Raw genomic sequence first — 22444 nt, 5'->3', positions numbered from 1 at the left:
GATTCATGAGCGCACCTAAACAACCATCCTCGCCGGTCAAGGGCACCGGTCGTTCCCGCCGTCTTTGGGCCAGCGGAGCGGCGCTGGCCGTTCTCGCCGGCGGACTTTTCTTCGTCGCGCGCAGCGAAAGCGGCAGCACGGAAACCGGTGAATACCACCAGGTCCGCCAAGGCAATATGCTCGTTTCCATTGTCGAGGGAGGCACCTTGCGCTCCGCCAACGAAGTGAGCATCGTCAGCCGGGTCGAGGGCACCACCCGCATTCTTTTCCTCGTCCCGGAGGGAACCCAGGTGGAACGCGGCGACCTCCTGGTCGAACTCGATTCGTCGGAACTCGAGGAGTCGCTCAGCCAGCGCGAGATCGCCTTCGAAGACGCCTTTTCCCGCTTCACCGAGGCCCGGGAAAACCTGAAAATCAAACGGAGCGAAACCGAAAGCGCCATCGCCTTGGCCGAACTCGCCCTGGAATTCGCCAAGACCGACCAGGCCAAATACATCGACGGCGACTGGCCCCAGCAGGAGCGCAATTCCGCCGCTGCCATCCAACTGGCCAAGGAGGAATTGGCCCGGGCCCGCGAGCGTCTCGACTATACCATCGTTCTCGAAGGGAAAGGCTACGCCACCCGTTCCGAACTCCAAGCCGACGAATTGAGCGTGACCCGCCGCGAGATCGAACTCAACCGAGCCGAGGAGGAGGCCCGCCTGCTGCGTCAATACGAACGCCCCCGCCGCCTGCGCCAACTCGAGTCCGACCTCGAACAGGCCAAAGCTTCCCTCGAACGGGCCCGCTCCCGCGCCACCGCCGAATTGAGCCAGGCCGAAGCCACCCTCAACGCCCGCCGCGCCACCTACGAGTTGGAGGAATCCCGGTTGGCCCGGATCCGGCGCCAGTTGCAAAACACCCGGATTCTCGCCCCCCAGGCGGGGTTGGTCGTTTACGGCCGGGTCGGCCGCGAACAAACTCCGATGGAGGAGGGAGCGACCGTCCGGGAGCGCCAGGAAATCATCAAACTGCCCGACCTTTCCCGGATGCTGGCGGAGGTGAAGGTGCACGAGTCGCAGGTTTCTCAGGTCCGCCGGGGACAACTGGCGTTCGTCACCATCGACTCCATCCCCGACCGCCGTTTCCGCGGCCGGGTGCAACGGGTGGCGGTCCTGCCCGACTCCCAGCAGCAATGGCTCAACCCCAACTTGAAGGTTTACACCACCGAGGTATTGATCGAAGACGACCTTCCCGAGATCAACCCCGGCGTCTCCGCCCGGGCCGAAATCGTCGTCAGCCAACTGGAAAACGTGATCCATGTTCCCATCCAGGCGGTGTCGACTTCCCGGGGCGAACGGGTCGTCTTCCGCCAAAACGGATCCCGCACCGAGCAGGTGCCGGTGAAACTCGGGATGTTCAACGACACCCACGTCCACATCGTCGACGGCCTCGGCATTGGCGACCGAATCCGCCTTTCCCCTCCCCGCCGCGCTTTGGATGAAGATTTCCTCCCGCTCGCGATCGGCGACCAGGATGTCGAACGTATCGCCGAAGCCCGCGGGGAAACCGCCGAAACCGAGGCCTCTCCCGCCCGCCCCGACGCCGCCGATGCCTCTCCGGCCGCCCGCCGGGGCGAAGGGGGCGAACCCCGCCAGCGGCGCCGTCCCCAGGAGGGCGATTCCCAAATTTGACGGCGATGGAACCGATCATCCGCATCGACAACGTCCACAAAACCTACCACCTGGGGTCGGTCGAAGTGAAAGCCCTCCGCGGCGTCTCGCTCGAAATCGCCCCTGGTTCCTATTGGGCGATCATGGGCTCCTCCGGATCGGGCAAATCGACTTTGCTCAATCTCCTCGGCTGCCTCGACCGGCCAACCAGCGGACGCTACTTCCTCGGCGGAGACGACGTTTCCGATCTCGACGACGACACCCTTTCGGCCATCCGCGGCCGCCGGCTGGGCTTTGTTTTCCAGTCCTACAACCTGATCGACCAGTTGACCGTCCTGGAGAACATCCACGTCCCGTTGTTTTACCAGAACCAGGATTCGCCGGAAGCGTTTCAACGCTGCGCCGACCTGGCGACCCGGGTCGGCCTCGGCGAACGGTTGAACCACCGTCCGAGTGAACTTTCCGGCGGACAACAGCAACGGGTGGCGATCGCCCGCTCGCTCGCCAACGACCCGCCGGTCATCCTCGCCGACGAACCGACCGGCAACCTCGATTCGCAAACCGAAGACGAGGTCCTCGATTTGATCGACGAACTCCACCGCCAAGGAAAAACCATCATCATGGTCACCCACGACGACCATGTCGCCGACCGCGCCCAATACGTCCTTCACCTGAAAGACGGCTTGATCGACCGCAAGGTGGTCAACCGCCAACCATCTCCCGCCAAAGCCTAACCTTCGATTTCCGGTGTCCTTTCGCCTCCTCAACACCATCCGCCTCGGGATAAAGAATCTCCTCCTCCACAAGATGAGGTCGGCGCTCACCATGCTCGGCATCATCTTCGGAGTCGCCTCGGTGATCGCCATGCTGGCGATCGGCGAAGGAGCCTCCCACGAGGCGCAGGAAGCGATCAAGGGGCTCGGAAGCAACAACGTCATCATCCAGAGCGTCAAACCGCCCGCCGCGGAACAAGCCAGCGGCGGCCAACAGGGAATGGCGGTCGCTTTCGGCCTCACCTACCGCGACGCCGACCGAATCCGGAGCACCATTCCGGGAATCGACGAAGTTTTCCCGATGCGGATTTTCCGCGAAAACGTCCGGTTCGACACCCGGCAGATCCAGGCCCAGGTGACCGGCACCCTCCCTTCCCACCTCGGTTTGCTCAACGCACCGATTCAACGCGGCCGTTTCCTCACCGAATTGGATCAGCACTACCAGCGCAATGTCGCCGTCCTCAGCGAACGTCTCGCCAACCGCCTTTTCGACTTCCGCGAACCGATCGGCAGCGAGATCCGGATCGACTCCCACTATTACCGGGTGGTCGGCGTGGTGGCCGATCCTCCGGGAACCTCGCGCGACGCGAACGCTCCCCGCATTTCCGACGCCGACCACTTCGTTTACATCCCGCTATCCGTCGCCCGCAGCCGTTTCGGCGAATTGATCGTCCGGGCCACCTCCGGCAGCCGCGAATTCGAACAGGTGGAGTTGCACCAAATCACAGTCCGCTTCCACGACGTCACCCAAGTCGAAACCGGCTCCCACCAACTCCGCACCTTGCTCCAGGCCTTCCACGAAAAGAACGACTACGAACTGATCGTCCCGCTGCAGCTCCTCCGGCAAGCCGAGCAAACCAAACGGATCTTCAACATCGTCCTCGGCTCCATCGCCGCCCTCTCCCTCTTGGTCGGCGGGATCGGCATCATGAACATTATGCTGGCGACCGTCACCGAACGAACCCGTGAAATCGGAGTCCGCCGGGCGTTGGGAGCGAAGAAAAAGGACATCGTGACCCAATTCCTGGTCGAGACCGTGGTCCTCTCGGTCGGCGGCGGCATCATCGGCCTCGCCGCCGGGATCCTGATCCCCGTGGTGGTCGCGCATCTGACCAACATGGTCACCATCATCACCCTCCCCTCGCTCCTCCTCGCCTTCGGCATCTCGGTCCTGATCGGCATCGTCTTCGGCCTCTACCCCGCCACCCGCGCCGCCAACATGGACCCGATTGAAGCCCTCAGGCATGAGTGATTTTAGATTTGGGATTGGCGTCCCCGCAGTGATTCCACGGAAAATTTAAAATCCTAAATTTCCCCCTTCACCCTCCGGCCAAAACCGGGCGAAATCCCTTCTCCTCGAAAAACCGGAAAATATCGTCCCGCCGGTCGCCTTGGATTTCAATCACGCCGGCTTTATACGAACCGCCAGTGCCGCACCGTTTGCGGAGTTGGGCGGTCCATTCCTCCAACTCGGCCGGACAAGCCGCCTGCTGAAAACCCCGGGCGGTGGTCACCGTCTTTCCCCCGCGCCCTGCTTTCTCCCGGCGGATCTCCACCCGGCCGCGGTTCTTCTTTGTCGGCTCAACCCTTCTTTCCGACTCCGTCGGCCGCACCGGCGCCGCCTGCGGCAATCCCGTCCCATCCAAGGCGGCAAAAGGATTCTGTCCCAAGCCGTCTCCGCCGCCGACGTCGATCCGTTTTTTCACGCCCATCACCCCTTCTTTCCGTGACGTCCCCCGCAGATCCCGGCCGGGATGTCGGCCTCCCCCGCCAGGAACGACCGGGCCTTGTCGTAACTCCGCCGCTGCAGGAAATGCATCAACTGCGGATCGATTTCCGATCCATGTTCCCGCGCCACGCGGTCCAACTCCCCCAATGAGTAGGTGATCGCGTGGCTATCAGCTTTGCTAATACCACTCTGCAATTGTTCGAGTAATTCCTTAATCTTTTGGTGAATCATTGGGTCATTCTTGCGGTTGAAATCGCTCCCAGTCATACATTGGGAGGATATGCCCAGGCCTTCCCGCTTGTAAAGCAGCAGTCGTTGTTTTATTGTGATCATGGTGGCCGCATAGCGGTAATTCCATGGAGGCCGGACCAGTCCTTCGTTTCTTCACAGTAATTAGAGCAGTTTCATTTTTCCGGAGAATTCAAATAAGACAGGATGAAAATTTCATCATTTGCCAATCGCGCGAATGCAGAGCTGATTGATCGGTACTACGAACAATGGCAGCGGGATCCCGCCGAAGTGGACGCCGGATGGCGCGCGTTCTTCGAAGGTTTCGAACTCGCCCGGGGAAAAAATGGAACGTCCGCGACCTCTCCGAAAAAGGAGGCCAAACAGGCCCGGGTCGCCAGCTTGATCTACGCCTACCGCTCCCTCGGACACAACGCCGCCCACCTCGACCCGCTCGGCCTCCGCCAATTCGATTACCCGCGGCTCCGCCTCCAGGAATTCGGCCTCGGCGAAGAGGACTTTTCCGAACGGTTCTCGATTCCCCACTACCTCGGCGGCCAGGAACTTTCCCTCGGCGAAATCGTCGGCAACCTCCAGGAAACCTACTGCCGGACCATTGGGATCGAATACAACCACATCCAACACAAGGAGGCCCGTCGCTGGTTGCGCGACCGGATGGAGCCGACCTTGAATCGGCCGAATTTCTCCAAGGAAAAGAAGCATCGCATTCTCCGCAAGATCCTCGAAGCGGAGATGTTCGAACACTTCCTCCATACCCGATACGCCGGACAAAAGCGCTTTTCCCTCGAAGGTTCAGAAACGTTGATCCCCTGTCTCGACGCTTTGGTCGAACGCGCCCCCGCCGCCGGAGTCAAGGAGATCGTCATGGGGATGGCCCACCGCGGCCGCCTCAACGTGCTGGCCAACATCATGCAAAAGTCCTACGAGTTCATCTTTCGAGAGTTCTCGGAAAACTACATCCCCAACACCGTCGGCGGCGACGGCGATGTCAAATACCACCTCGGTTACGAATCGATCCGCAAAACCGAAAGCGGCGATCCGGTCAAAATCTTCCTCGCCTCCAACCCAAGCCACCTCGAAGCGGTCGATCCGGTCGTCCAGGGAAACGCCCGGGCCCGTCAGCGTCTGCTCAACGACACCGGCCGCTCCCAGGTCTTGCCGGTGCTCCTCCACGGCGACGCCGCCTTCACCGGCCAGGGGATCGTCGCCGAGGTCCTCAACTTTTCCCAACTCCCCGGCTACCGCACGGGCGGAACCCTCCACATCATCGTCAACAACCAGATCGGTTTCACCACGTTGCCGACCGACGGCCGGTCGACTCCGTATTGCACCGACATGGCCAAGATGATCGAGGCCCCCGTCATCCACGTGAACGGCGACGATCCGCTCGCGGTGATCATGTGCGTCGAAATGGCTCTGGAATTCCGCCAGACCTTCCAACGCGACATCGTCCTCGACATGTATTGCTACCGCAAATACGGTCACAATGAGACCGACGAGCCGATGTTTACCCAGCCGCTCCTCTACCGCTCGATCGCCAAACATCCGCCGGTCAGCGAGGTCCTCAGCCGCCAACTGATCGAAGAGGGCTCGCTCAGCGAGGAAACCTCCCGCAAGATCGGCGCCGAGTTCCAGGAGATCCTCGACCAAGCCTTCGAGAAGGTCACCAAGGAGCGCGAAAGCGGACACCAGGAGCAGAAGTTCGAGGGCTCCCGGGCCGACTTCCAACCTCCCTACTCCTTCAAACCGGTCAAGACCGCCGTCTCCCGGAAGATGCTCGAAAAGGCGCTGAAGGGTTTGACCACCATCCCCGACACCATCCGGATCAACTCCAAAATCAAACGCCAACTCGACACCCGCCGCCGGATGCTCAAGGACGATCTCCCGATCGACTGGGCCACCGGCGAGGCCCTCGCCTTCGCCACCTTGCTCCTCGACGGCACCCCCGTCCGGCTTTCCGGACAGGATAGCGAACGGGGCACCTTCAGCCACCGCCACGCCGCCCTCTACGACATCGAAACCCGCGAGCGGTTCGTCCCGATGCTCAACCTCGACCCCAACCAGGCGATGTTCTGCGTCTACAACTCCCCGCTCTCCGAAGCGGGCGTTCTCGGTTTCGACTTCGGCTACTCCCTCGATTTCCCCCAAATGCTCTGCATCTGGGAGGCCCAGTTCGGCGATTTCGCCAACGGCGCCCAAGTGATCATCGACCAGTTCATCACCACCAGCGAATCGAAGTGGCAACGGGTCAGCGGCATCGTCCTCCTCCTCCCGCACGGATACGAGGGCCAAGGGCCCGAACACTCGTCCGCCCGCCTCGAACGTTTCCTCCAATCCTGCGCCGAGGACAACATCCAGGTCTGCAACGTCACCACCCCCGCCCAGTTGTTCCACCTGCTGCGCCGCCAGATGAAACGCTCCTTCCGGAAGCCGCTCGTCATCATGGCGCCGAAAAGCCTCCTCCGCCACAAGGACGTCGTCTCGACCGCCGACGAATTCACCAACGGCACCTTCCAGGAGGTCCTCGAGGAAAAGGAATCGCCGAAGAAACCGTCCCGATTGATCCTCTGTTCCGGCAAGGTCTACTACGATCTCGCCGACCATCGCGCCAAGGAAAAGATCACCGACACCGCGATCGTCCGCCTGGAACAATTGTATCCGCTCCACACCGACGCTTTGCGGAAGATCTTGAAAAAATACTCCGGCGTGGAAAAACTGATCTGGTGCCAGGAAGAATCACAGAACATGGGCGCCTGGTCGTTCCTCGCTCCGCAACTGGAGGAATTGGCCGGCCGCAAATTCGACTACGTCGGACGCGGCGCCAGCGCCAGCCCGGCCGTTGGCTCCCTGGCCGTCCACAAAATCGAACTCAACGAATTCCTCAACGCCGCATTCAGCAGTTAAACCATGGCTAAAGAAGTAAAAGTTCCTCCGATGGGAGAATCGATCACCGGGGGAGTTCTTTCCGCCTGGCGAGTCAAAGAGGGCGACTGGGTCGAACGCGACCAAATCATCTTCGAACTCGAAACCGACAAAATCACCTCCGAAGGGATGGCCGACGCCTCCGGGAAAATTTCCCTCAAGGTCCAGGAGGGAGACGAGGTCACCATCGGACAAGTGGTCGCCGAGATCGACGAATCGGCTCAGAAAGCGGGCGGTTCCGGCGAATCCCCCGCCCCCGCCGAAGAAAAGAAGGCCGCGCCCGCATCCGGCGAATCCGGCGGCGGAGAACTTCCGCCCGAACTCCGCAAGGGAGTCAATGCCGCGGCGGCCGAGATTTCCCCGGCCGTCCGCCGCCTCGCCGCCGAAACCGGCATCGATCCCTCGACCGTCCAAGGCTCGGGCAAAACCGGCCGGGTCACCAAAGGCGACATGCTCGCCGCCGCGGAGCGACAGGGCGCCCAACCCGACGCCGGCGCAAAACCGGCCCCCGCGGCCGACGTCCCCGCCCCCGCCGAACCGAAACCCGCCGCCGCCCGTTCGACCGCTCCATCCGGCGAACGCCAGACCCGCAAAAAACTTTCCCCGCTCCGCCAGCGGATCGGGCAACGTCTCGTCGCCTCCCAAAAGGAAGCCGCGATCCTAAGCACCTTCAACGAAGTCGATCTCACCGCCGTCAAAGAACTCCGCGCCCGCTACCAGGACCAGTTCGTCAAAAAGCACGGCATCAAGCTCGGCTTCATGTCGTTCTTCATCAAAGCCACCGTCGACGCGCTCAAGGAGATCCCGCAACTCAACTCCCAGCTGGAAGGAGACGTCCTCGTCCAAAACCACTTCTACGACATCGGGGTGGCGGTCTCCTCCGAACGCGGCCTGATGGTTCCGGTCATTCGCGACTGCGACCAACTGAGCATGGCTGAACTGGAACAAGAACTCGCCGCCTACGCCAAAAAAGCCCGGGACGGCAAAATCACCATCGACGACCTCGAAGGCGGTGTGTTCACCATCTCCAACGGCGGCATTTTCGGCTCCCTCCTCTCGACCCCGATCATCAATCCGCCGCAAAGCGGCATCCTCGGCATGCACTCCATTCAGGAGCGCCCCGTCGCCGTCAACGGACAAGTCGAGATCCGTCCCATGATGTATCTCGCCCTCTCCTACGACCACCGCATCGTCGACGGCCGCGAAGCGGTCACCTTCCTGGTTCGGATCAAAAACGCCCTCGAAGACCCCGCCCGCCTCCTCCTCGGCCTGTAAGTCCCGACACCACCGCAAAGGAGCCCGGACATTCCTGTCCGGGCCCCGAAGCATCAAGTTTTCGCTCGGTGACCGGCCGGGCTCTTTCCCGCACAAGCATCCGGCGAAAGCCGGCATGCTACGGAAACCGCAGGAAAGGAACTCGGACGGCAAGTTACACGAAACACCGAAACCTTCCCCTTCAAACCGCTGGACATTTGCTTTTCTTTAGACAGTTATGAATCGATGAATCAGATTGCATTCTCCACCGTGATCCTCCGGCTCACCGGATTCTTTCTCATCTATCAAGTGATCGCCGAACTCTCCGCCTTTCATTTCATCCAGCAGGCGTTTCTGATGGCCGGTCATCTGGAAGAGGGACGGGCGGCCTTTCTCGCGTGGATCATCGCCGGCTATTCCGTGAAGGCCTTGCTGGGCGTCGTATTGGTGATTTTGGCGCCCCGGATCTCCCGGTTGCTGTTCATCGAAGGGGAGAACGTGATCACGGCCGGACAGATCAACGGGACCGCGCTCTTGCAGGTCGGGCTGGCTCTCCTCGGATTCTTTTTCCTGGTCAGATACCTCCCCGCCGTGATCGAGCTCGGCATCGATTGGTTCAGGACCGAAGCGACGGACGGGCGCCGGGGATCCGTCCCTTACTGGCCGTTCCGGGGACCGATCGAAGCGATCACCATGACCTTTTTCGCCTTCCTCCTGATCTTTCGAAACCGAACTATTTGCGACTGGGTGATCCGGGTTTCGAAATAATCGGCCATGCCCAAAAGCGAACCCCGATCCGCCCGCCCTCGACGGCCGTGGCGGACCCTTCGAAACGTCGCCGTGGTCACCCTCGCCGCCGCGATCGGGCTGGTGACGGTCCAACATCTTCGCGCCCAACCGGACCGGGAGGCAATGGAGCCGGCCCGGATGGGCCAACTCGAGGCCGACATGTGGCGTTATTATTATGAACACCGGTGGCTCCGCCTCGGAGCGACCGCGATGCAGGTCGCCTGTTCGCAATACCGGTTTTCCTGGTGGGACGGCGCCCGACTCTCCTTCCACGCCGCCCGCGCCGCGAAACACTTCCGCGCCGACACCGACGATCCCCGCTGCCTCCCGGCCTTGGAACGATACTATGAAATCATCCGTCGCGGACTCGACGGCGAATTCGATCCGGCCGAGGCCGCCCGGCTGGAATTGCTCTGGTGGAAGGAACGCCGCTGGAAAGTCCCCCCGGAGGACTACGCCCGGACCATCGCCCGCCTCACTTCACTGATCCATGGAGCAAGCCAAGAAGATTTGCTCCCGGGCGCCACCGTCCGAGCCCAGGCCATGGCCTACCGCGACGCCCGCCGCGACGGAACCCTGACAACGGAAGACTGGGAACACATCGCCCGCGAGTTGACCCTCGCCTACACGTTTCCATTTCCGACCGAACCACGATACGGCCAATAAACGACCCCATGTGAAACTCCTCCCGCGCCACTGGGAGGGATGGCATCCTGCCGTCCACCGTCGGCACTGTTCCTGTTGGAGTCCCGCATTCATGCGGTCCCGAGCCTCAACAAAAAGACCGGCTGAAGCCGGAACTTGCTCAACAAATCACCGACTCTTCCTCCTTCCGTGTATTCCGAGTATTCCGTGGTTAAAATCTGAACTCCAACAAATCGATCAGATGAAAAGAGCCCAATCCCTCAGATTTATTTAGAATAATTCTTGATATCATTAAAAAGAAGGGTAACTCTTCCCTTTTACGATGCTCGACGGAAAGTCCAAAACAGTGCTCGACGAAGCGTTGGCCGACAACGGCCTGCGGATGACCCGTCAGCGCCAGTTGGTTTACGACGTCCTGATGAAGGAACGGGGGCATCCGACCGCCGAGGATGTTTTGCGGAAGGTGCGCGAGCAGTTGCCTTCCGTTTCGCTGGCAACGGTTTACAATTGCCTCGAAACATTGGTCGAGTGCCGCTTGATCCGTCAGGTCAACCGCGACCGCGACTCCTCCCGCTTTTGCGGCAACCTCAAGGAGCACGGCCATCTTTACTGCAACCATTGCGGCGCGGTCCATGACATCGACCTCTCCGATTCCGTCCTCGACCAACTCGCCTCGGCCGCCGGGACCGGCTATCAGGTCGACCAATTCGAAATCAACTTCCGCGGCCTTTGCCCGGCATGCCAACCCGAACATTCCTCCCGAACTTGATCCGTATCAATTGAACCGCTGCCGAAGTTCGCCTTCCGCCGCAATCCACCGAAGACTCATCCGTTTATTAAGATCACTCCCGGTCACCGAAACCACTTTTTACTATGAACCAGTTGGAAATCAAAAACCTCAACGTCTCCGTCGAAGGAACGCAGATTCTCAAGGACTTCTCCTTGACCGTACCCAAGGGGGAGGTCCACGCCATCATGGGGCCGAACGGCACCGGCAAGAGCACCCTGGCCAAGGCTTTGGCGGGTCACCCGGATTACGAAGTCAATTCCGGCGAGGTTCTCCTCGATGGGGAAAACATCCTCGAAATGGAGCCCGACGAACGCTCCCGCGCCGGTTTGTTCATGGCGTTCCAATACCCGAGCGAGATTCCGGGGGTCAGCATCGCCAACTTCCTTCGCGCCGCCGTTCAGGCCCGCATGGATGAAGGCGAGGAACTCGACGCCACCGGCTATTACCGCCGCCTTTACGAGAAGATGGATCTTCTCCAAATCGACCGCAAATTCACCGCCCGCTCCGTCAACGAGGGGTTCTCCGGCGGTGAAAAGAAGCGCAACGAAATCCTCCAGATGGCGATGCTCGAACCGAAATACGCCATCATGGACGAGACCGACTCCGGACTCGACATCGACGCCCTCCGGATCGTCTCCCACGGAGTCAACACCTTGAAGGGACCCAACCTCGGGATCCTGCTCATCACCCACTACCAACGGATCCTCGAATACATCGTCCCCGACGTCGTCCACGTCATGTGGGACGGACGCATCGTCCGCAGCGGCGACAAACAACTCGCCCTCGAACTCGAGGAAAAGGGTTACGACTGGGTGAAGGAGGAACTGGCCGGAGCCCACTGAGAGGCCCTCCCGCCAACCACCGAATCTTGAACTTGCAACTTCGAACCGCGCCCCGCGCGCGAACGCCATGTCGACCACACCAGATCTAGAAATCCAGACAGACATCGGGAACTTCCTGTATCCCGAAAAACACGCCTACGACGCCGGCATCGGTTTGTCGGAGGAGGTCATCAACTACATCAGCAACGTCAAGGAGGAGCCGGATTGGATCCGCACCTTCCGCCTCGACGCCCTGAACACCTTCCGCAAGAAACCGCTTCCGACCAACTGGGCGACCAAGGACCTCGAAGTCATCGACTTCGACAAGATCCGCTACTACCTGGCCGGCGACCGCGCGCCCAAGAAGTCGTGGGACGACGTGCCCGACGACGTGAAGAAGACCTTCGAGCGGCTCGGCATTCCCGAAAACGAGCGCAAGTTCCTCGCCGGGGTCGAAGCCCAGTTCGACAGCGAGGCGGCCTATTCCAACATCAAGGATACCGTCGCCAAACAGGGAGTCATCTTCGTCGGCAGCACCGAGGGCCTCAAGGAACACCCGGAAATCTTCCGGAAATGGTTCGGCAAGGTCATCCCGACTTCCGACAACAAGTTCAGCGCCCTCAACAGCGCCTGCTTCAGCGGCGGCAGCTTCATCTACGTCCCCCCGGGGGTCAAAGTCAGCCACCCGCTCCAGGCCTACTTCCGGATCAACGCCCAAAACTTCGGCCAGTTCGAGCGGACCTTGATCATCGCCGACGAGGGCTCCGAGGTCACCTACATGGAGGGTTGCACCGCGCCGAAATTCGACACCGCCACCCTCCACAGCGCCGTGGTGGAACTGGTCGCGCTGAAGGGAGCGAAGATCCAATACATCACCGTCCAAAACTGGTCCTCCAACGTCTTCAACCTCGTCACCAAACGAGCCGTCGCCCATGAGGAGGCGGAGGTGAAATGGATCGATTGCAACATCGGCTCCCGGCTCACCATGAAATACCCCGGGGTCGTCCTGAAGGGTCGCAAGGCCCGCGGCGAAGTGCTCAGCATCGCCCTCGCCAACGACGGTCAGCACCAGGACACCGGCGCCAAGATGATCCACGCCGCCGACGAGACCACCAGCAACATCATCTCCAAGAGCATCAGCATCGGCAAGGGCCGCTCGACCTACCGCGGCCTCGTCACCATGCCGAAGCACTTGAAGGGTTGCAAAAACAACACCGAGTGCGACGCGTTGCTCATCAACACCAACTCCCGCACCGACACCTATCCCGCGATCAGCATCCGCGGCGACGGCAACTCCGTGCAACACGAGGCCAGCGTCAGCAAGGTCAGCGCCGAGCAGATCTTCTACATGCAACAGCGCGGCCTCTCCGAGGGACAGGCGATGAGCTTGAGCGTCAACGGCTTCGTCAACGACCTCACCCGCTACTTCCCGATGGAATACAGCGTGGAACTCAAACGCCTGATCGATCTTGAAATGGAAGGCTCCGTGGGCTAGAAGAAATTTTGGATTTTGGAATGCTGATTTTGGATTTGTTTCAATCCAAACCCATCGGGAGCGCAGTGATCCTCTCGCAAATCCAAAATCCGAAATCCAAAATCCAAAATCAGAATTTTTTATCTTGAACTCACAGACTTTGACTCAACCGGAACCAGCCATCAACAATCTGAGCGACCCGCAACTCCTCGACGCCTTCCTGACCCGCCAGGAGGGACTCCCCGCATGGTGGATCGACCAAAAGCGCGAATCCTGGGCCCGTTTCCAGGAGTTGCCGATGCCGACCCGCAAGGACGAGGAGTGGCGCTTCGCCAACGTCAACGCCCTCACACTCGACGGCTTCAGCCTCCCCGGGGAAACCTCCCCCGAGGCCGCTGCCGAACTGCTGGCCCGCTCGAACGAATTGGCCGAAACCGCCGGCAAACTGGTTTTCGCCGGCGACACCCTGCTGGAACACCAGCCGATCAGCGCCGAGCTCGCCGCCAAGGGCGTCATTTGGATGCCGCTCGCCCAGGCGATCGTCGAACATGAAGAGCTGTTGAAAAAACACTTCATGGCCCAGCCGATCAAACTCGGCTCCGAGAAGTTCTCCGCCCTCCACAGCGCCCTTTGCGCCGGGGGCACGTTCCTTTACGTGCCGAAGGGAGTCGAGATCGATCTGCCGCTGGTCGCCCACCACTGGACGAACTCCGGCGAGACCGCCCTCTTCCCCCACACCTTGCTGATCGCCGAAGACAACAGCAAGGTCACCCTGGTCGACTTCTTCGACGCCCACGCGACCGACGCCCGCAACTTCATCTGCGGAGTCAACGACCTCTACGCCGGCTCCGGCGCCAAGGTCTCCTACGTCTGCGCGCAAAACTGGGGCACCCGCAGCATCGCCCTCCAATTGAACTCGACCCAGGCCTTCCGCGACTCGTTCGTCACCTCGCTGAACCTGAACCTCGGCGGCGGCTTCTCCCGCTCCGAGATGCACAACCAGGCCCTCGGCACCGGCGGCCACAGCCAAATGCTGTCGCTCACCGTCGCCAACGAGACCCAAGAGTTCGACCAACGGACCCTGCAAACCCACGTCGCACCGAACACGGTTTCCGACCTGCTCTACAAAAACGCCTTGCTCGACAAAGCCCGGACCCTCTTCTCCGGTTTGATCCGGGTGGAGCCCGACGCGCAAAAGACCGACGCCTACCAGACCAACCGCAATCTCCTCCTCAGTCCTGAAGCGGAAGCCAATTCCCTCCCCGGCCTGGAGATCCTGGCCAACGACGTCAAATGCAGCCACGGTGCCACCACCGGGAAGATCGAGGAAGCCCAACTCTACTACATGCTCGCCCGCGGCATCCCTCCGGAAGTCGCCAAAGAGCTCCTGGTCTTCGGCTTCTTTGACGAAGTTTTGGCGAAACTCGAAAACGACCCGATCGCCGACAAACTCCGCGAAAAGATCCGCACCAAATTCGCCCGGAAGTAGGGAAACCGGCAGGACTGCCGGAAGCAAATCCCCCCGGGCTAACGCTCTCCCAGCAGCCCAAGGTAGGCCAAAAGAAATGAGGCCTACCTTGGTTTTTTTCGTTTACGAATCCCCCGCCATCCGGCGATCCGGCTCCGCCGCCCGATCTGTGTCTGAAACCGACGCCGACGTCGGACGGCAGGATGCCATCCCTCCCAGTGACGGGGGAACCGTTTCGCTGCTCGCCGTAGTCGGGTTGGCTCCGCCGCCCGACAGCAGCGGCCAGCAACACCCCAACCCCATCGATCCCCCGCGTCACAGACAAGCCGCAAAACCCCCGGGCATTTTGACCGCACCGAAAGGTGGGACGACGAAGCCAACCCCACTGCTCACACACCCCACCATGCTGGCGCATGGTCCCCCCCTCTCAAGAGGGGATCGGCGTGAAAAAGTTCCCCTCTAGAGAGGGGGGGACCGCTCGCCAGAGCGGTGGGGTGTGTCATCGGCTGGTTCTGCGAGCGTTTCACAGGGTTGCTGGACAAATCGGAGAGTTGGCTTCCTCCCATCGTCTAGACTATCCCCGATTTTCCAAATCGGGAAATCTCCTTGTTCCCCGCCGCCCTGCCCCCTACGATCCGGCCTCGTATGAACTGCAATCTAATTCTCGCGCTGGACGTCGAAACCAAGGAAGAGGGACTCGCCCTCCTCAAACGCATCGGACCTTCCCTCAAGACCGTCAAAATCGGCCTCCAACTGTTCACCCGCTACGGCCCTCCGTTCGTCGAAGAGGTGGCCGCCCTCGGCTACGACATTTTCCTCGATCTGAAACTGCACGATATCCCCAACACCGTCGCCAAAGCGGTCCAATCCCTCTCGACCCTCCCGATTTCGATGCTCACATTGCACGCCTCCGGCGGCTCCGAGATGATGGCCGCCGCCCACAAGGCCCGCGAATCGTTCCGCCCGGAACTGACCTTGCTCGCCGTCACCGTCCTCACGTCGATGAACGCCGAAGCTCTCGCCGAAACCGGCGTCGCCTCCTCCCCCGAGAGCCAGGTCTCCCTCCTCGCCAGGCTCGCCGAAAAATCCGGCATCGGCGGGCTCGTTTGCTCCCCGCTTGAGATCGAATTGATCCGCCGCGAGCTCGGCCCCGAGCCGGTCCTCGTCACCCCGGGGATCCGCCCCGCCGACAGCTCCGCCGACGAACAAAAACGGATCATGACTCCCCGCCAGGCCGCCTCAGCCGGAGCCAACCATATCGTTGTCGGACGTCCCATCCTGAAAGCGCCCGATCCGGAAAAAGCGGTCCGCGACATCCTCGCCGAAATCGGCTGAACCAACCCTCCCCCTCCCGAGATGGCCAACGCCGCCCTGATCCTCGCCGCGGGACGCGGAACCCGTATCCAAGAATTGGTGGCGGACAAAATCCTCACCCCGCTCGCCGGCCGTCCCGCCTTCCTTTACTCGATCGAAGCCTTCCGCCAGAGCGGCTCGGTCAAAAGGATCGCGATCCTCTATCGCGACGAGTCCCAGCGGACCGTGCTCGCCGACGCCCTCCGCGCCGCGGGCCTTTCCCCGGCGGATTTCACCTGGACCGCCGGGGGAAGCGAACGCTGCGAATCCGTCTTGAACGGACTTCGCGCCCTCCCCGCCGAAACCGATTTGGTCTTCATCCATGACGCCGCCCGCCCTCTCCTCCCTCCGGCGACCATCCGGAAACTCGCCGACACCGCCACCCAAACCGGCGCCGCCTGCCTCGCCCGCCGGGTCACCGACACCATAAAGGTTTCCCCCCAAACGGAAACCTCCACCCCCGCCCCCCTCCAGACCGTCGACCGGTCCAAACTCTGGGCGGTCGAAACCCCGCAGGTTTTCCGCCACGCGCTGATTCTCCAAGCCTACGAACGGACCACCGCCGCCGGAGAACGAATCACCGACGACACCGCCGCGCTGGAGCGTTCCGGCCACCCGGTCGCGCTGGTTGAAAACCCCAATCCGAATCCGAAACTGACCACTCCCGCCGACCTCCGATTCATCGAATATCTGTTAAAATCCCCGACAGAGTCCTTGCAGTAACCGCCTCTCCCGCTCATTTTTGCTCCCTTATGAAAATTGCCATTGGATCCGATCACGCCGGCTTCCGTTACAAGGAGGAGATCAAAAAACATCTCCTCGCCCGCGGCCATGAAGTCCGCGACTACGGCACCGATTCCGCCGAATCGTGCGACTACCCGACCTACATTCGTCCAGTGGCCGAAGCGGTCGCCCGCGGCGAATTCGAGCGCGGCATCGTGCTCGGCGGATCCGGCAACGGCGAGGCGATCGTCGCCAACCGCGTCCGCGGCATCCGCTGCGGCCTTTGCTGGAACCTCGAAAGCGCCAAACTGAACCGCCTCCACAATGACGGCAACGTCCTTTCCCTTGGCGAACGGATGGTCTCCCTCGAGACCGCCCTCGAAATCGTCGACGTCTGGCTCGCGACCGAATTCGAAGGAGGCCGCCACCTTAACCGAATCCGTTTGATCGACGCCTGACCCCCCTCAGCAAATCGGAGGGTTGGCTTCCAGCCGACAAAATTCACCGCCGCAGCTAAGCCAAATCCGACGGTGGACGGCAGGATGCCATCCCTCCCTGTATAACGGCGTCACCAGACAACCTCCCCACTCTTCGCACTTCCTGCCATGAATCTTCGCATCGGACACGGCTACGACATCCACCGGCTCGTTCCCGGACGGAAATGCATCCTCGGCGGCATCGAAATCCCGTCCGAACTCGGCCTCGACGGCCACTCCGACGCCGACTGCCTGACCCACGCCATTTGCGACGCGCTCCTCGGCGCAGCTGCCCTCGCCGACATCGGTCATTATTTTCCGAATACCGACGAACGTTTCCGCGACATCGATTCGCAGAAACTTCTTGAAGAGGTCGTCGTGTTGATCCACGCCGAAGGATATCGCATCCAGAACGTGGACACCACCATCATCGCCGAACGTCCGAAAATCCAGCAACACGTCCCGGCCATGAAGGAGCGACTCGCCCGCACCCTCGACCTTTCCCCCTCCCGCATCGGCATCAAGGCAACAACCAACGAATCCGTCGGCTCGATCGGCCGGGGCGAAGCGATCGCCGCCCACGCCGTCTGTCTCCTCGAAGGTTGACCCGAGGTTCAACCAAAACCGACTTTCACCACTCACCCCGCTGAGTGAATCGACCCTTCCGCTTAAGTTCCTTTTTTGCGCCTTTTGTGCCTTCTCGCGGCTAAATACTACTGCTTTAAGATTCAAGGGCCCCGGGGTCGATCGCCCGGATTGGTGGTCTCCCCCTCCGATTCCGGCGACGGCAGTCCGATCGAGTCCAATCCGTTTTCCCCTTTCTTTTCCCGGATCCCGGCGGTCAGAACGAACCGCAAACAATCTTCAATCGACATGTTGACCGGCTCCACCTGACTCCGTGGAAGAATTACAGTGTATCCTCCCATCTGGTAACTCATCGGCAAATAGACCGCGACTTCCCCCTCCCCGCCGATTTCCGGCGGCAGATCATCGAACGACTCGCAGGTAACCAAACCGAGAAGCTTCTTGTCACCCCCATCGAGCCGAACCAGCACCACCTGACTCATCTGCTGACGGCGCACCGAGGAAAAATAGCCGAGAAAATCCTTTGTCGCCCCGTAAATGCTCTTGATCACCGGAATCCGCTGCATGGTCGCTTCAGCCAACAAATAAAACCGTTTCACCAAATAAGCGTTCAACAACAACCCGAACGAAAAGATAACCCCAACCGCCAGGACCAACCCCATTCCCGGATAATAGCGCACCCGCGGCATCCGCTCGCCTTCTTCCAGGGTTTCCGGATCCGGATCGGGTAAAACCAAGGTGATGATCCCCCGCATCGTCTCTTCCGCCCACCAAGCGAGCAGGAAAATGAGGTATACCGTGATCAAGATCGGTAACAATGCGATCAGTCCCCGAAAAAAGGTCCGAGTGAATTTTGCGAGCATACTCACGACCATTATAATCCTGAACGCCCGTCCCGGCGATCGGATTCTCATTTGAATTCGCGAAGCACCGAACTTCCGTTCCCTCCACCGTTTTTACACTTTTTTCTTTTTCCCCTTGGGTCCAAGCGGCTTACCGAGTAGAATTCCGCCTCATGATTACCGCCTTGGTCGTTTTGGCTGAAGGATTCGAAGAGATCGAAGCCATCACCGTGATTGATATACTGCGCCGCGCCGACATCCAATGTGTCGTCGCCGCGCAGCACGATGGCAAATTCGTCACAGGCAAGACGGGGGTCCAGGTCGTCGCCGACGAACTCCTCGCCGACGTCATCGCTCAAACGTTCGATTTGGTGGTCCTTCCCGGAGGCCCCGGCGCGCGGCATTTGCGCAAAGATCCGGCCATTCTCGACCTCGCCCGCCGCCAAGCCGAACGGGGTGGTCTCCTCGCCGCGATCTGCGCCGCCCCGACCGTCCTGCTCCAAGCCGGAGTCCTCGACGGACACCAATATACCGCCCACCCATCAGTCTCCGCCGATCTCCCCGACATCGTCGCCGAAAAAGCGGTCGTTCAAGACCGCAACATCGTCACCTCCCGCGGCGCCGGCACCGCCGTCAAATTCGCCCTGAAACTGGTCGAGCACCTCTGCGGTCGGACCAAAGCCACCGAAATCCGCAAGGCCATCTGCGCTTGAGACGGGAATACGGTGGCGGCGAAACAACGAACATCCGGTGTTCACCTTTTGGACAATCTTTACTTCCTACCCTTCCCCGACCGATAACGGCATGGAAATTTCAATTCGAGTTCCTTCACCAGGAGCACTCTGGATTTCCGAGGCACCCCCCATCAGCCGAATTCGTCGCTGTAAATTCAAGAGGCCCGTCCCCGACCCGCCCAACCGGACAATCTGCTCCGGAACAAAACCTCGCCCAAAATCCTCAATCACTAGTTTTAGTATCTCCGAATCAACGGCCAATGATATCGCAACCCGGTCCGTCTCGGCGTGCTTGGCAATATTCAACAAAAGCTCACGCGTCACCTCGAACAGGAAGATCCGCAACCACGGCTCTTCCCTTAGGTCCCCGACATTGATGGTGCGCAGGTCAACGTGGAGATTATAACGCTCGCGCGCCCACTCCGCCAGCCATCGCAGCCCCGCCTCAAACCCCTCCTCCAGCAACACCGGTGGAGCGAGTTCCTTGCTCAACGAACGCGAAGTCGAGATCGCCTGGGAGAGCAAATTCTCCACGGCCGCCACTTTCTCCGGACCGCTACCCGGACGACACGCAATAGCCAGCTGAATCTTTGCCGCGACCAGTAATTGCTGAAGATCGTCGTGGAGAACCTGCGCCAAACGGGTTCTCTCCCTACGCTCCACTTCCGTAAGCTCTTTGGCCAAGCGACGCAGTTCCATCGCTCGGCTCTCCGCCACGGCTGTCGTCTCCACCACACGGACTTCCAACCGCTCTTTCAAACGCATTAACTCCTGCTCCACTTCCAACTGACTGGTGATATCCGCGCTCGTCCCAAACCAACGAATCACCCGTCCCTTCCCATCCCTAACTGGCACCGCTCGGGTCAAAAACCAATGATAACTCCCGTCTTTCGCCCGGATGGGGAACGATTCCTCCCAAACCCTCCCCTCCGCTAAGCATTGTGCCCAATTGCGGCTTACCCTTTCGTGATGATCCGCTCGTACAAAACGTTTCCAATCCATATCACTGGTTAATTCCTGAACCATCCCCGAAAACTCGAACCAACGGTGGTTCAACCAAAACACTCGTCCCGCCTCGTCAGCCATCCAAACGATTTCCGCAATATTGTTGGCTAAAGTGGCGAAACGCTCGTCACTCCTCCTGACGAAACGGCGACGAACGATTTCCGTCAACGGAACGGCCATCGTTGTCGCGATGATAGACGTCCAACCCTGCGGAGCGATCCGGACATACCATTCTTCTTCGGGAATGCGGTTAACCTGAACGAAATAAATGTCGCTCAAGATAGCCGCGATCAAACCGGGACCGAGTCCCCCCATGATCGTCGCCGCGACCGTCAGCGGGAGCAAAACCACACTCGGATTTGGCAGACGCCAACCCAACAGCGCCACCCCTTCCAAAACGGCCAAGGCCAAACAGACGGCCAATGGACCGACCACCATCCGATGCACTGGAAATTCCCGTTTCACGATTCCCCTTGATTGGCGGAATGTTACATCCGGCCGATTTCCGCGCAAGTTTGCCGGGGCGATTTCGTTCGCGCACCTTAGTCCTCGCAACACTCTTTTCCCCGGTAGCCGGATTGACCCAGTCGCGAACTCCCTTAACAAATATTCCATGCCGAAAATTCTCATGGCCATGTCGGGCGGCGTCGACAGCAGCGTCGCCGCGCTTCTTCTCAAACAACAGGGAGCGGAAGTCGTCGGCGCCTACATGAAAAACTGGATCAACGAGGAAAACATCCTCGGGGATTGCCCGTGGCAACAGGATATCGAGGACGCCCGGGCCGTTGCCGACACCCTCGGCATTGAATTCCGCGTGGTCAACTTCATCGACGCCTACCGGGAACGGATCGTCGAGTACCTGCTCGACGGATACAAGCGGGGGATCACCCCGAACCCCGACGTGATGTGCAACCGCGAAATGAAGTTCGGGGTTCTGCTCGATTACGCGCTCGACCAAGGCTTTTCCGCCGTGGCCACCGGCCATTACACCCGCAAGGTCAACCTGCCTGACGGCACCGTCGACCTCGCCGAAGGGGTCGACCCGAAGAAGCAACAAGGTTATTTCCTCGCGATGCTCCGCCAGGAACAACTCGCCCGCGCCGAGTTTCCGATCGGCCATCTCAACAAGGCCGAAGTCCGCGAACTGGCGGTCCGACACAAGCTCCCGAATGCCACCAAGAAAGACAGCCAGGGAATCTGCTTCATCGGAAATATCCGGATGGGCGACTTCCTCCGTCATTTCATCCAGGATTCGCCCGGAGAGATCGTCACCGCCGACGGACGGATTGTCGGCAAACACCAAGGCCTCCATCTCTACACGATCGGCCAACGGCGCGGCATCGGGGTGCCCTCCAACACCGACAACGAACATTTCGTGGTGGTCGGCAAGGACTTGGAAAAAAACCACCTGATCGTCGCGTTCGACCGCCCCGAATCCCCCGGGCTCTTCCGCCAAAGCATCGACGTCCACGCGCTTTCCTGGATCAACCGCCCCATCGAATCCGAAACCCGCCTCCTGGCCCGTCCCCGCTACCTCGACCCGCTCCAACCAATAACCTTCCTCCCGACCGGTCCCGGAACCGCTCGGATCACATTCGACGAACCCCAACGCGCCCTCACCGCCGGCCAAGTGATCGCCCTCCACCAAGATGAAGTGATCCTGGGCGGCGGAATTTACGTGTGAAGCAGGCCCCCGGAACAACGCGTCCTCTCCGAAGCGTCAAAGCACAAACGTCTGGAAAACCCGCCTGACTTCCGCCTACCTATTCATTCCTAAAACAGCAGTGTTTAGCCGCGAAAAGGCACAAAAGGCGCAAAAATAAGACCTTAAGCGGTAGGGCCGATTCACCCAACGGGTTACTGCTTAGTCTTAGTCTAAAATCAACCTCTCAGGAGCTACCATGTTTCTTGCGTAGTTTGCGCTTCTTTGCGGCTATTCCAACTGCGGAAGTTTAGGTTCATTCTCCGGAGTGCCGAAGGCGCGGCATCCTACAGCCCGGTCCGCAGGGCCGGGTTGACCTATTATCAGAAGAGGCGGCCTGAAGGGCTGCAATTCGATCAACCCGCCGCCATGGCGCTGCGCCATGCCCGGCGCACCAACAAAAAAGCGCCTCCCCCTTGCGGGAGAGACGCTCGTGAAACGGTGTCGTTTCGGCCGAC

The 22444-nt window shown here is 60.4% G+C and carries 21 protein-coding genes; 17 read left to right on the top strand and 4 right to left on the bottom strand.

What is annotated here, in order from left to right:
• Positions 1 to 5: 5 nt before the first annotated feature.
• The 3 genes from ACWUI2_RS13445 to ACWUI2_RS13435 are packed head-to-tail and all read left to right on the top strand — an operon-like array spanning position 6 to position 3677.
• Complete coding sequence (locus tag ACWUI2_RS13445; RefSeq protein ID WP_486983368.1) at positions 6 to 1673, top strand: efflux RND transporter periplasmic adaptor subunit; 1668 nt, start codon at positions 6 to 8, stop codon at positions 1671 to 1673.
• A gap of 5 nt (positions 1674 to 1678) precedes the next feature.
• Positions 1679 to 2386 (top strand): ABC transporter ATP-binding protein, encoded by a 708-nt coding sequence (locus tag ACWUI2_RS13440; RefSeq protein ID WP_486983367.1) that lies wholly within the window; start codon positions 1679 to 1681, stop codon positions 2384 to 2386.
• Positions 2387 to 2399: 13 nt separating this feature from the next.
• Entirely contained in the window at positions 2400 to 3677 is a 1278-nt protein-coding gene (locus ACWUI2_RS13435; RefSeq protein ID WP_486983366.1) for an ABC transporter permease, read from the top strand.
• 67 nt (positions 3678 to 3744) lie between these two features.
• On the opposite strand, the gene ACWUI2_RS13430 is transcribed toward ACWUI2_RS13435, so the two are convergent.
• Positions 3745 to 4137, bottom strand: coding sequence for a translation initiation factor (locus ACWUI2_RS13430; RefSeq protein ID WP_486983365.1), 393 nt, complete (start codon positions 4135 to 4137; stop codon positions 3745 to 3747).
• The gene (locus tag ACWUI2_RS13425) at positions 4137 to 4487 is read right to left on the bottom strand and encodes a hypothetical protein (RefSeq protein ID WP_486983364.1); all 351 of its coding nucleotides are present in this window, start codon (positions 4485 to 4487) and stop codon (positions 4137 to 4139) included. Before ACWUI2_RS13425 ends, ACWUI2_RS13430 begins: the two co-directional genes overlap by 1 nt.
• A 102-nt stretch (positions 4488 to 4589) precedes the next feature.
• On the opposite strand from ACWUI2_RS13425, the gene ACWUI2_RS13420 reads away from it, so the two are divergent.
• The 12 genes from ACWUI2_RS13420 to ispF all read left to right on the top strand — a co-directional run bounded on the left by ACWUI2_RS13420 (position 4590) and on the right by ispF (position 17724).
• Positions 4590 to 7307 carry a 2-oxoglutarate dehydrogenase E1 component gene (locus ACWUI2_RS13420; RefSeq protein WP_486983363.1) on the top strand — a complete coding sequence of 906 codons (2718 nt, stop codon included), beginning with the start codon at positions 4590 to 4592 and terminating at the stop codon, positions 7305 to 7307.
• A 3-nt stretch (positions 7308 to 7310) separates the two neighbouring features.
• The gene (gene odhB / locus ACWUI2_RS13415; protein ID WP_486983362.1) at positions 7311 to 8600 is read left to right on the top strand and encodes a 2-oxoglutarate dehydrogenase complex dihydrolipoyllysine-residue succinyltransferase; all 1290 of its coding nucleotides are present in this window, start codon (positions 7311 to 7313) and stop codon (positions 8598 to 8600) included.
• A gap of 225 nt (positions 8601 to 8825) precedes the next feature.
• A complete protein-coding gene (locus ACWUI2_RS13410) occupies positions 8826 to 9347 on the top strand; it encodes a hypothetical protein (RefSeq protein ID WP_486983361.1) in 522 nt (173 codons plus the stop codon).
• 6 nt (positions 9348 to 9353) lie between these two features.
• Positions 9354 to 10034, top strand: a complete 681-nt coding sequence (locus ACWUI2_RS13405; RefSeq protein ID WP_486983360.1) for a hypothetical protein — start codon at positions 9354 to 9356, stop codon at positions 10032 to 10034.
• Between the two features lie 301 nt (positions 10035 to 10335).
• On the top strand, positions 10336 to 10782 hold the full coding sequence (locus ACWUI2_RS13400) for a Fur family transcriptional regulator (protein ID WP_486983359.1): 447 nt from the start codon (positions 10336 to 10338) through the stop codon (positions 10780 to 10782).
• A 104-nt stretch (positions 10783 to 10886) separates the two neighbouring features.
• Positions 10887 to 11645, top strand: coding sequence for a Fe-S cluster assembly ATPase SufC (sufC, locus tag ACWUI2_RS13395; protein ID WP_486983358.1), 759 nt, complete (start codon positions 10887 to 10889; stop codon positions 11643 to 11645).
• A gap of 67 nt (positions 11646 to 11712) precedes the next feature.
• Complete coding sequence (gene sufB, locus ACWUI2_RS13390; protein ID WP_486983357.1) at positions 11713 to 13119, top strand: Fe-S cluster assembly protein SufB; 1407 nt, start codon at positions 11713 to 11715, stop codon at positions 13117 to 13119.
• 124 nt (positions 13120 to 13243) lie between these two features.
• Positions 13244 to 14587: a Fe-S cluster assembly protein SufD gene (sufD, locus tag ACWUI2_RS13385; protein ID WP_486983356.1), complete on the top strand. Its 1344-nt coding sequence runs from the start codon at positions 13244 to 13246 to the stop codon at positions 14585 to 14587.
• Between the two features lie 624 nt (positions 14588 to 15211).
• A complete protein-coding gene (pyrF, locus tag ACWUI2_RS13380; protein ID WP_486983355.1) occupies positions 15212 to 15901 on the top strand; it encodes an orotidine-5'-phosphate decarboxylase in 690 nt (229 codons plus the stop codon).
• A gap of 21 nt (positions 15902 to 15922) precedes the next feature.
• A complete protein-coding gene (ispD, locus tag ACWUI2_RS13375; RefSeq protein ID WP_486983354.1) occupies positions 15923 to 16642 on the top strand; it encodes a 2-C-methyl-D-erythritol 4-phosphate cytidylyltransferase in 720 nt (239 codons plus the stop codon).
• Between the two features lie 29 nt (positions 16643 to 16671).
• Positions 16672 to 17100: a ribose 5-phosphate isomerase B gene (rpiB, locus tag ACWUI2_RS13370; protein ID WP_486983353.1), complete on the top strand. Its 429-nt coding sequence runs from the start codon at positions 16672 to 16674 to the stop codon at positions 17098 to 17100.
• Positions 17101 to 17247: 147 nt separating this feature from the next.
• On the top strand, positions 17248 to 17724 hold the full coding sequence (gene ispF / locus ACWUI2_RS13365) for a 2-C-methyl-D-erythritol 2,4-cyclodiphosphate synthase (RefSeq protein WP_486983352.1): 477 nt from the start codon (positions 17248 to 17250) through the stop codon (positions 17722 to 17724).
• A gap of 122 nt (positions 17725 to 17846) precedes the next feature.
• On the opposite strand, the gene ACWUI2_RS13360 is transcribed toward ispF, so the two are convergent.
• Positions 17847 to 18566 carry a DUF502 domain-containing protein gene (locus tag ACWUI2_RS13360; protein ID WP_486983351.1) on the bottom strand — a complete coding sequence of 240 codons (720 nt, stop codon included), beginning with the start codon at positions 18564 to 18566 and terminating at the stop codon, positions 17847 to 17849.
• Positions 18567 to 18718: 152 nt separating this feature from the next.
• On the opposite strand from ACWUI2_RS13360, the gene ACWUI2_RS13355 reads away from it, so the two are divergent.
• The gene (locus tag ACWUI2_RS13355) at positions 18719 to 19258 is read left to right on the top strand and encodes a DJ-1 family glyoxalase III (RefSeq protein ID WP_486983350.1); all 540 of its coding nucleotides are present in this window, start codon (positions 18719 to 18721) and stop codon (positions 19256 to 19258) included.
• Between the two features lie 66 nt (positions 19259 to 19324).
• Here ACWUI2_RS13355 and ACWUI2_RS13350 read toward each other — a convergent pair whose 3' ends face one another.
• A complete protein-coding gene (locus ACWUI2_RS13350) occupies positions 19325 to 20749 on the bottom strand; it encodes a PAS domain S-box protein (RefSeq protein ID WP_486983349.1) in 1425 nt (474 codons plus the stop codon).
• Between ACWUI2_RS13350 and mnmA the strand changes: the two genes are divergently transcribed.
• Positions 20721 to 21968: a tRNA 2-thiouridine(34) synthase MnmA gene (gene mnmA, locus ACWUI2_RS13345; RefSeq protein WP_486985063.1), complete on the top strand. Its 1248-nt coding sequence runs from the start codon at positions 20721 to 20723 to the stop codon at positions 21966 to 21968. The two genes, ACWUI2_RS13350 and mnmA, sit on opposite strands and share 29 nt — an antisense overlap.
• Positions 21969 to 22444 lie beyond the last annotated feature (476 nt).

This window comes from Verruconatronum alginivorum, from assembly GCF_056590205.1.
The sequence above is the reverse complement of the archived record's forward strand: the minus strand, read 5'-3'. Positions and strand labels throughout refer to the sequence as shown.

What these genes read in the sequence shown, in the direction of transcription:
- rpiB (WP_486983353.1), top strand. Translation starts at nt 16,672, where the DNA reads ATGAAAATTGCCATTGGATCCGATCACGCCGGCTTCCGTTACAAGGAG.
- ACWUI2_RS13430 (WP_486983365.1), bottom strand. Translation starts at nt 4,137, where the DNA reads ATGGGCGTGAAAAAACGGATCGACGTCGGCGGCGGAGACGGCTTGGGA.
- odhB (WP_486983362.1), top strand. Translation starts at nt 7,311, where the DNA reads ATGGCTAAAGAAGTAAAAGTTCCTCCGATGGGAGAATCGATCACCGGG.
- ACWUI2_RS13425 (WP_486983364.1), bottom strand. Translation starts at nt 4,487, where the DNA reads ATGATCACAATAAAACAACGACTGCTGCTTTACAAGCGGGAAGGCCTG.
- ispD (WP_486983354.1), top strand. Translation starts at nt 15,923, where the DNA reads ATGGCCAACGCCGCCCTGATCCTCGCCGCGGGACGCGGAACCCGTATC.
- ACWUI2_RS13405 (WP_486983360.1), top strand. Translation starts at nt 9,354, where the DNA reads ATGCCCAAAAGCGAACCCCGATCCGCCCGCCCTCGACGGCCGTGGCGG.
- ACWUI2_RS13400 (WP_486983359.1), top strand. Translation starts at nt 10,336, where the DNA reads ATGCTCGACGGAAAGTCCAAAACAGTGCTCGACGAAGCGTTGGCCGAC.
- sufC (WP_486983358.1), top strand. Translation starts at nt 10,887, where the DNA reads ATGAACCAGTTGGAAATCAAAAACCTCAACGTCTCCGTCGAAGGAACG.
- sufB (WP_486983357.1), top strand. Translation starts at nt 11,713, where the DNA reads ATGTCGACCACACCAGATCTAGAAATCCAGACAGACATCGGGAACTTC.
- ACWUI2_RS13445 (WP_486983368.1), top strand. Translation starts at nt 6, where the DNA reads ATGAGCGCACCTAAACAACCATCCTCGCCGGTCAAGGGCACCGGTCGT.
- pyrF (WP_486983355.1), top strand. Translation starts at nt 15,212, where the DNA reads ATGAACTGCAATCTAATTCTCGCGCTGGACGTCGAAACCAAGGAAGAG.
- ACWUI2_RS13355 (WP_486983350.1), top strand. Translation starts at nt 18,719, where the DNA reads ATGATTACCGCCTTGGTCGTTTTGGCTGAAGGATTCGAAGAGATCGAA.
- ACWUI2_RS13360 (WP_486983351.1), bottom strand. Translation starts at nt 18,566, where the DNA reads ATGCTCGCAAAATTCACTCGGACCTTTTTTCGGGGACTGATCGCATTG.
- ACWUI2_RS13440 (WP_486983367.1), top strand. Translation starts at nt 1,679, where the DNA reads ATGGAACCGATCATCCGCATCGACAACGTCCACAAAACCTACCACCTG.
- ACWUI2_RS13420 (WP_486983363.1), top strand. Translation starts at nt 4,590, where the DNA reads ATGAAAATTTCATCATTTGCCAATCGCGCGAATGCAGAGCTGATTGAT.
- ACWUI2_RS13410 (WP_486983361.1), top strand. Translation starts at nt 8,826, where the DNA reads ATGAATCAGATTGCATTCTCCACCGTGATCCTCCGGCTCACCGGATTC.
- ispF (WP_486983352.1), top strand. Translation starts at nt 17,248, where the DNA reads ATGAATCTTCGCATCGGACACGGCTACGACATCCACCGGCTCGTTCCC.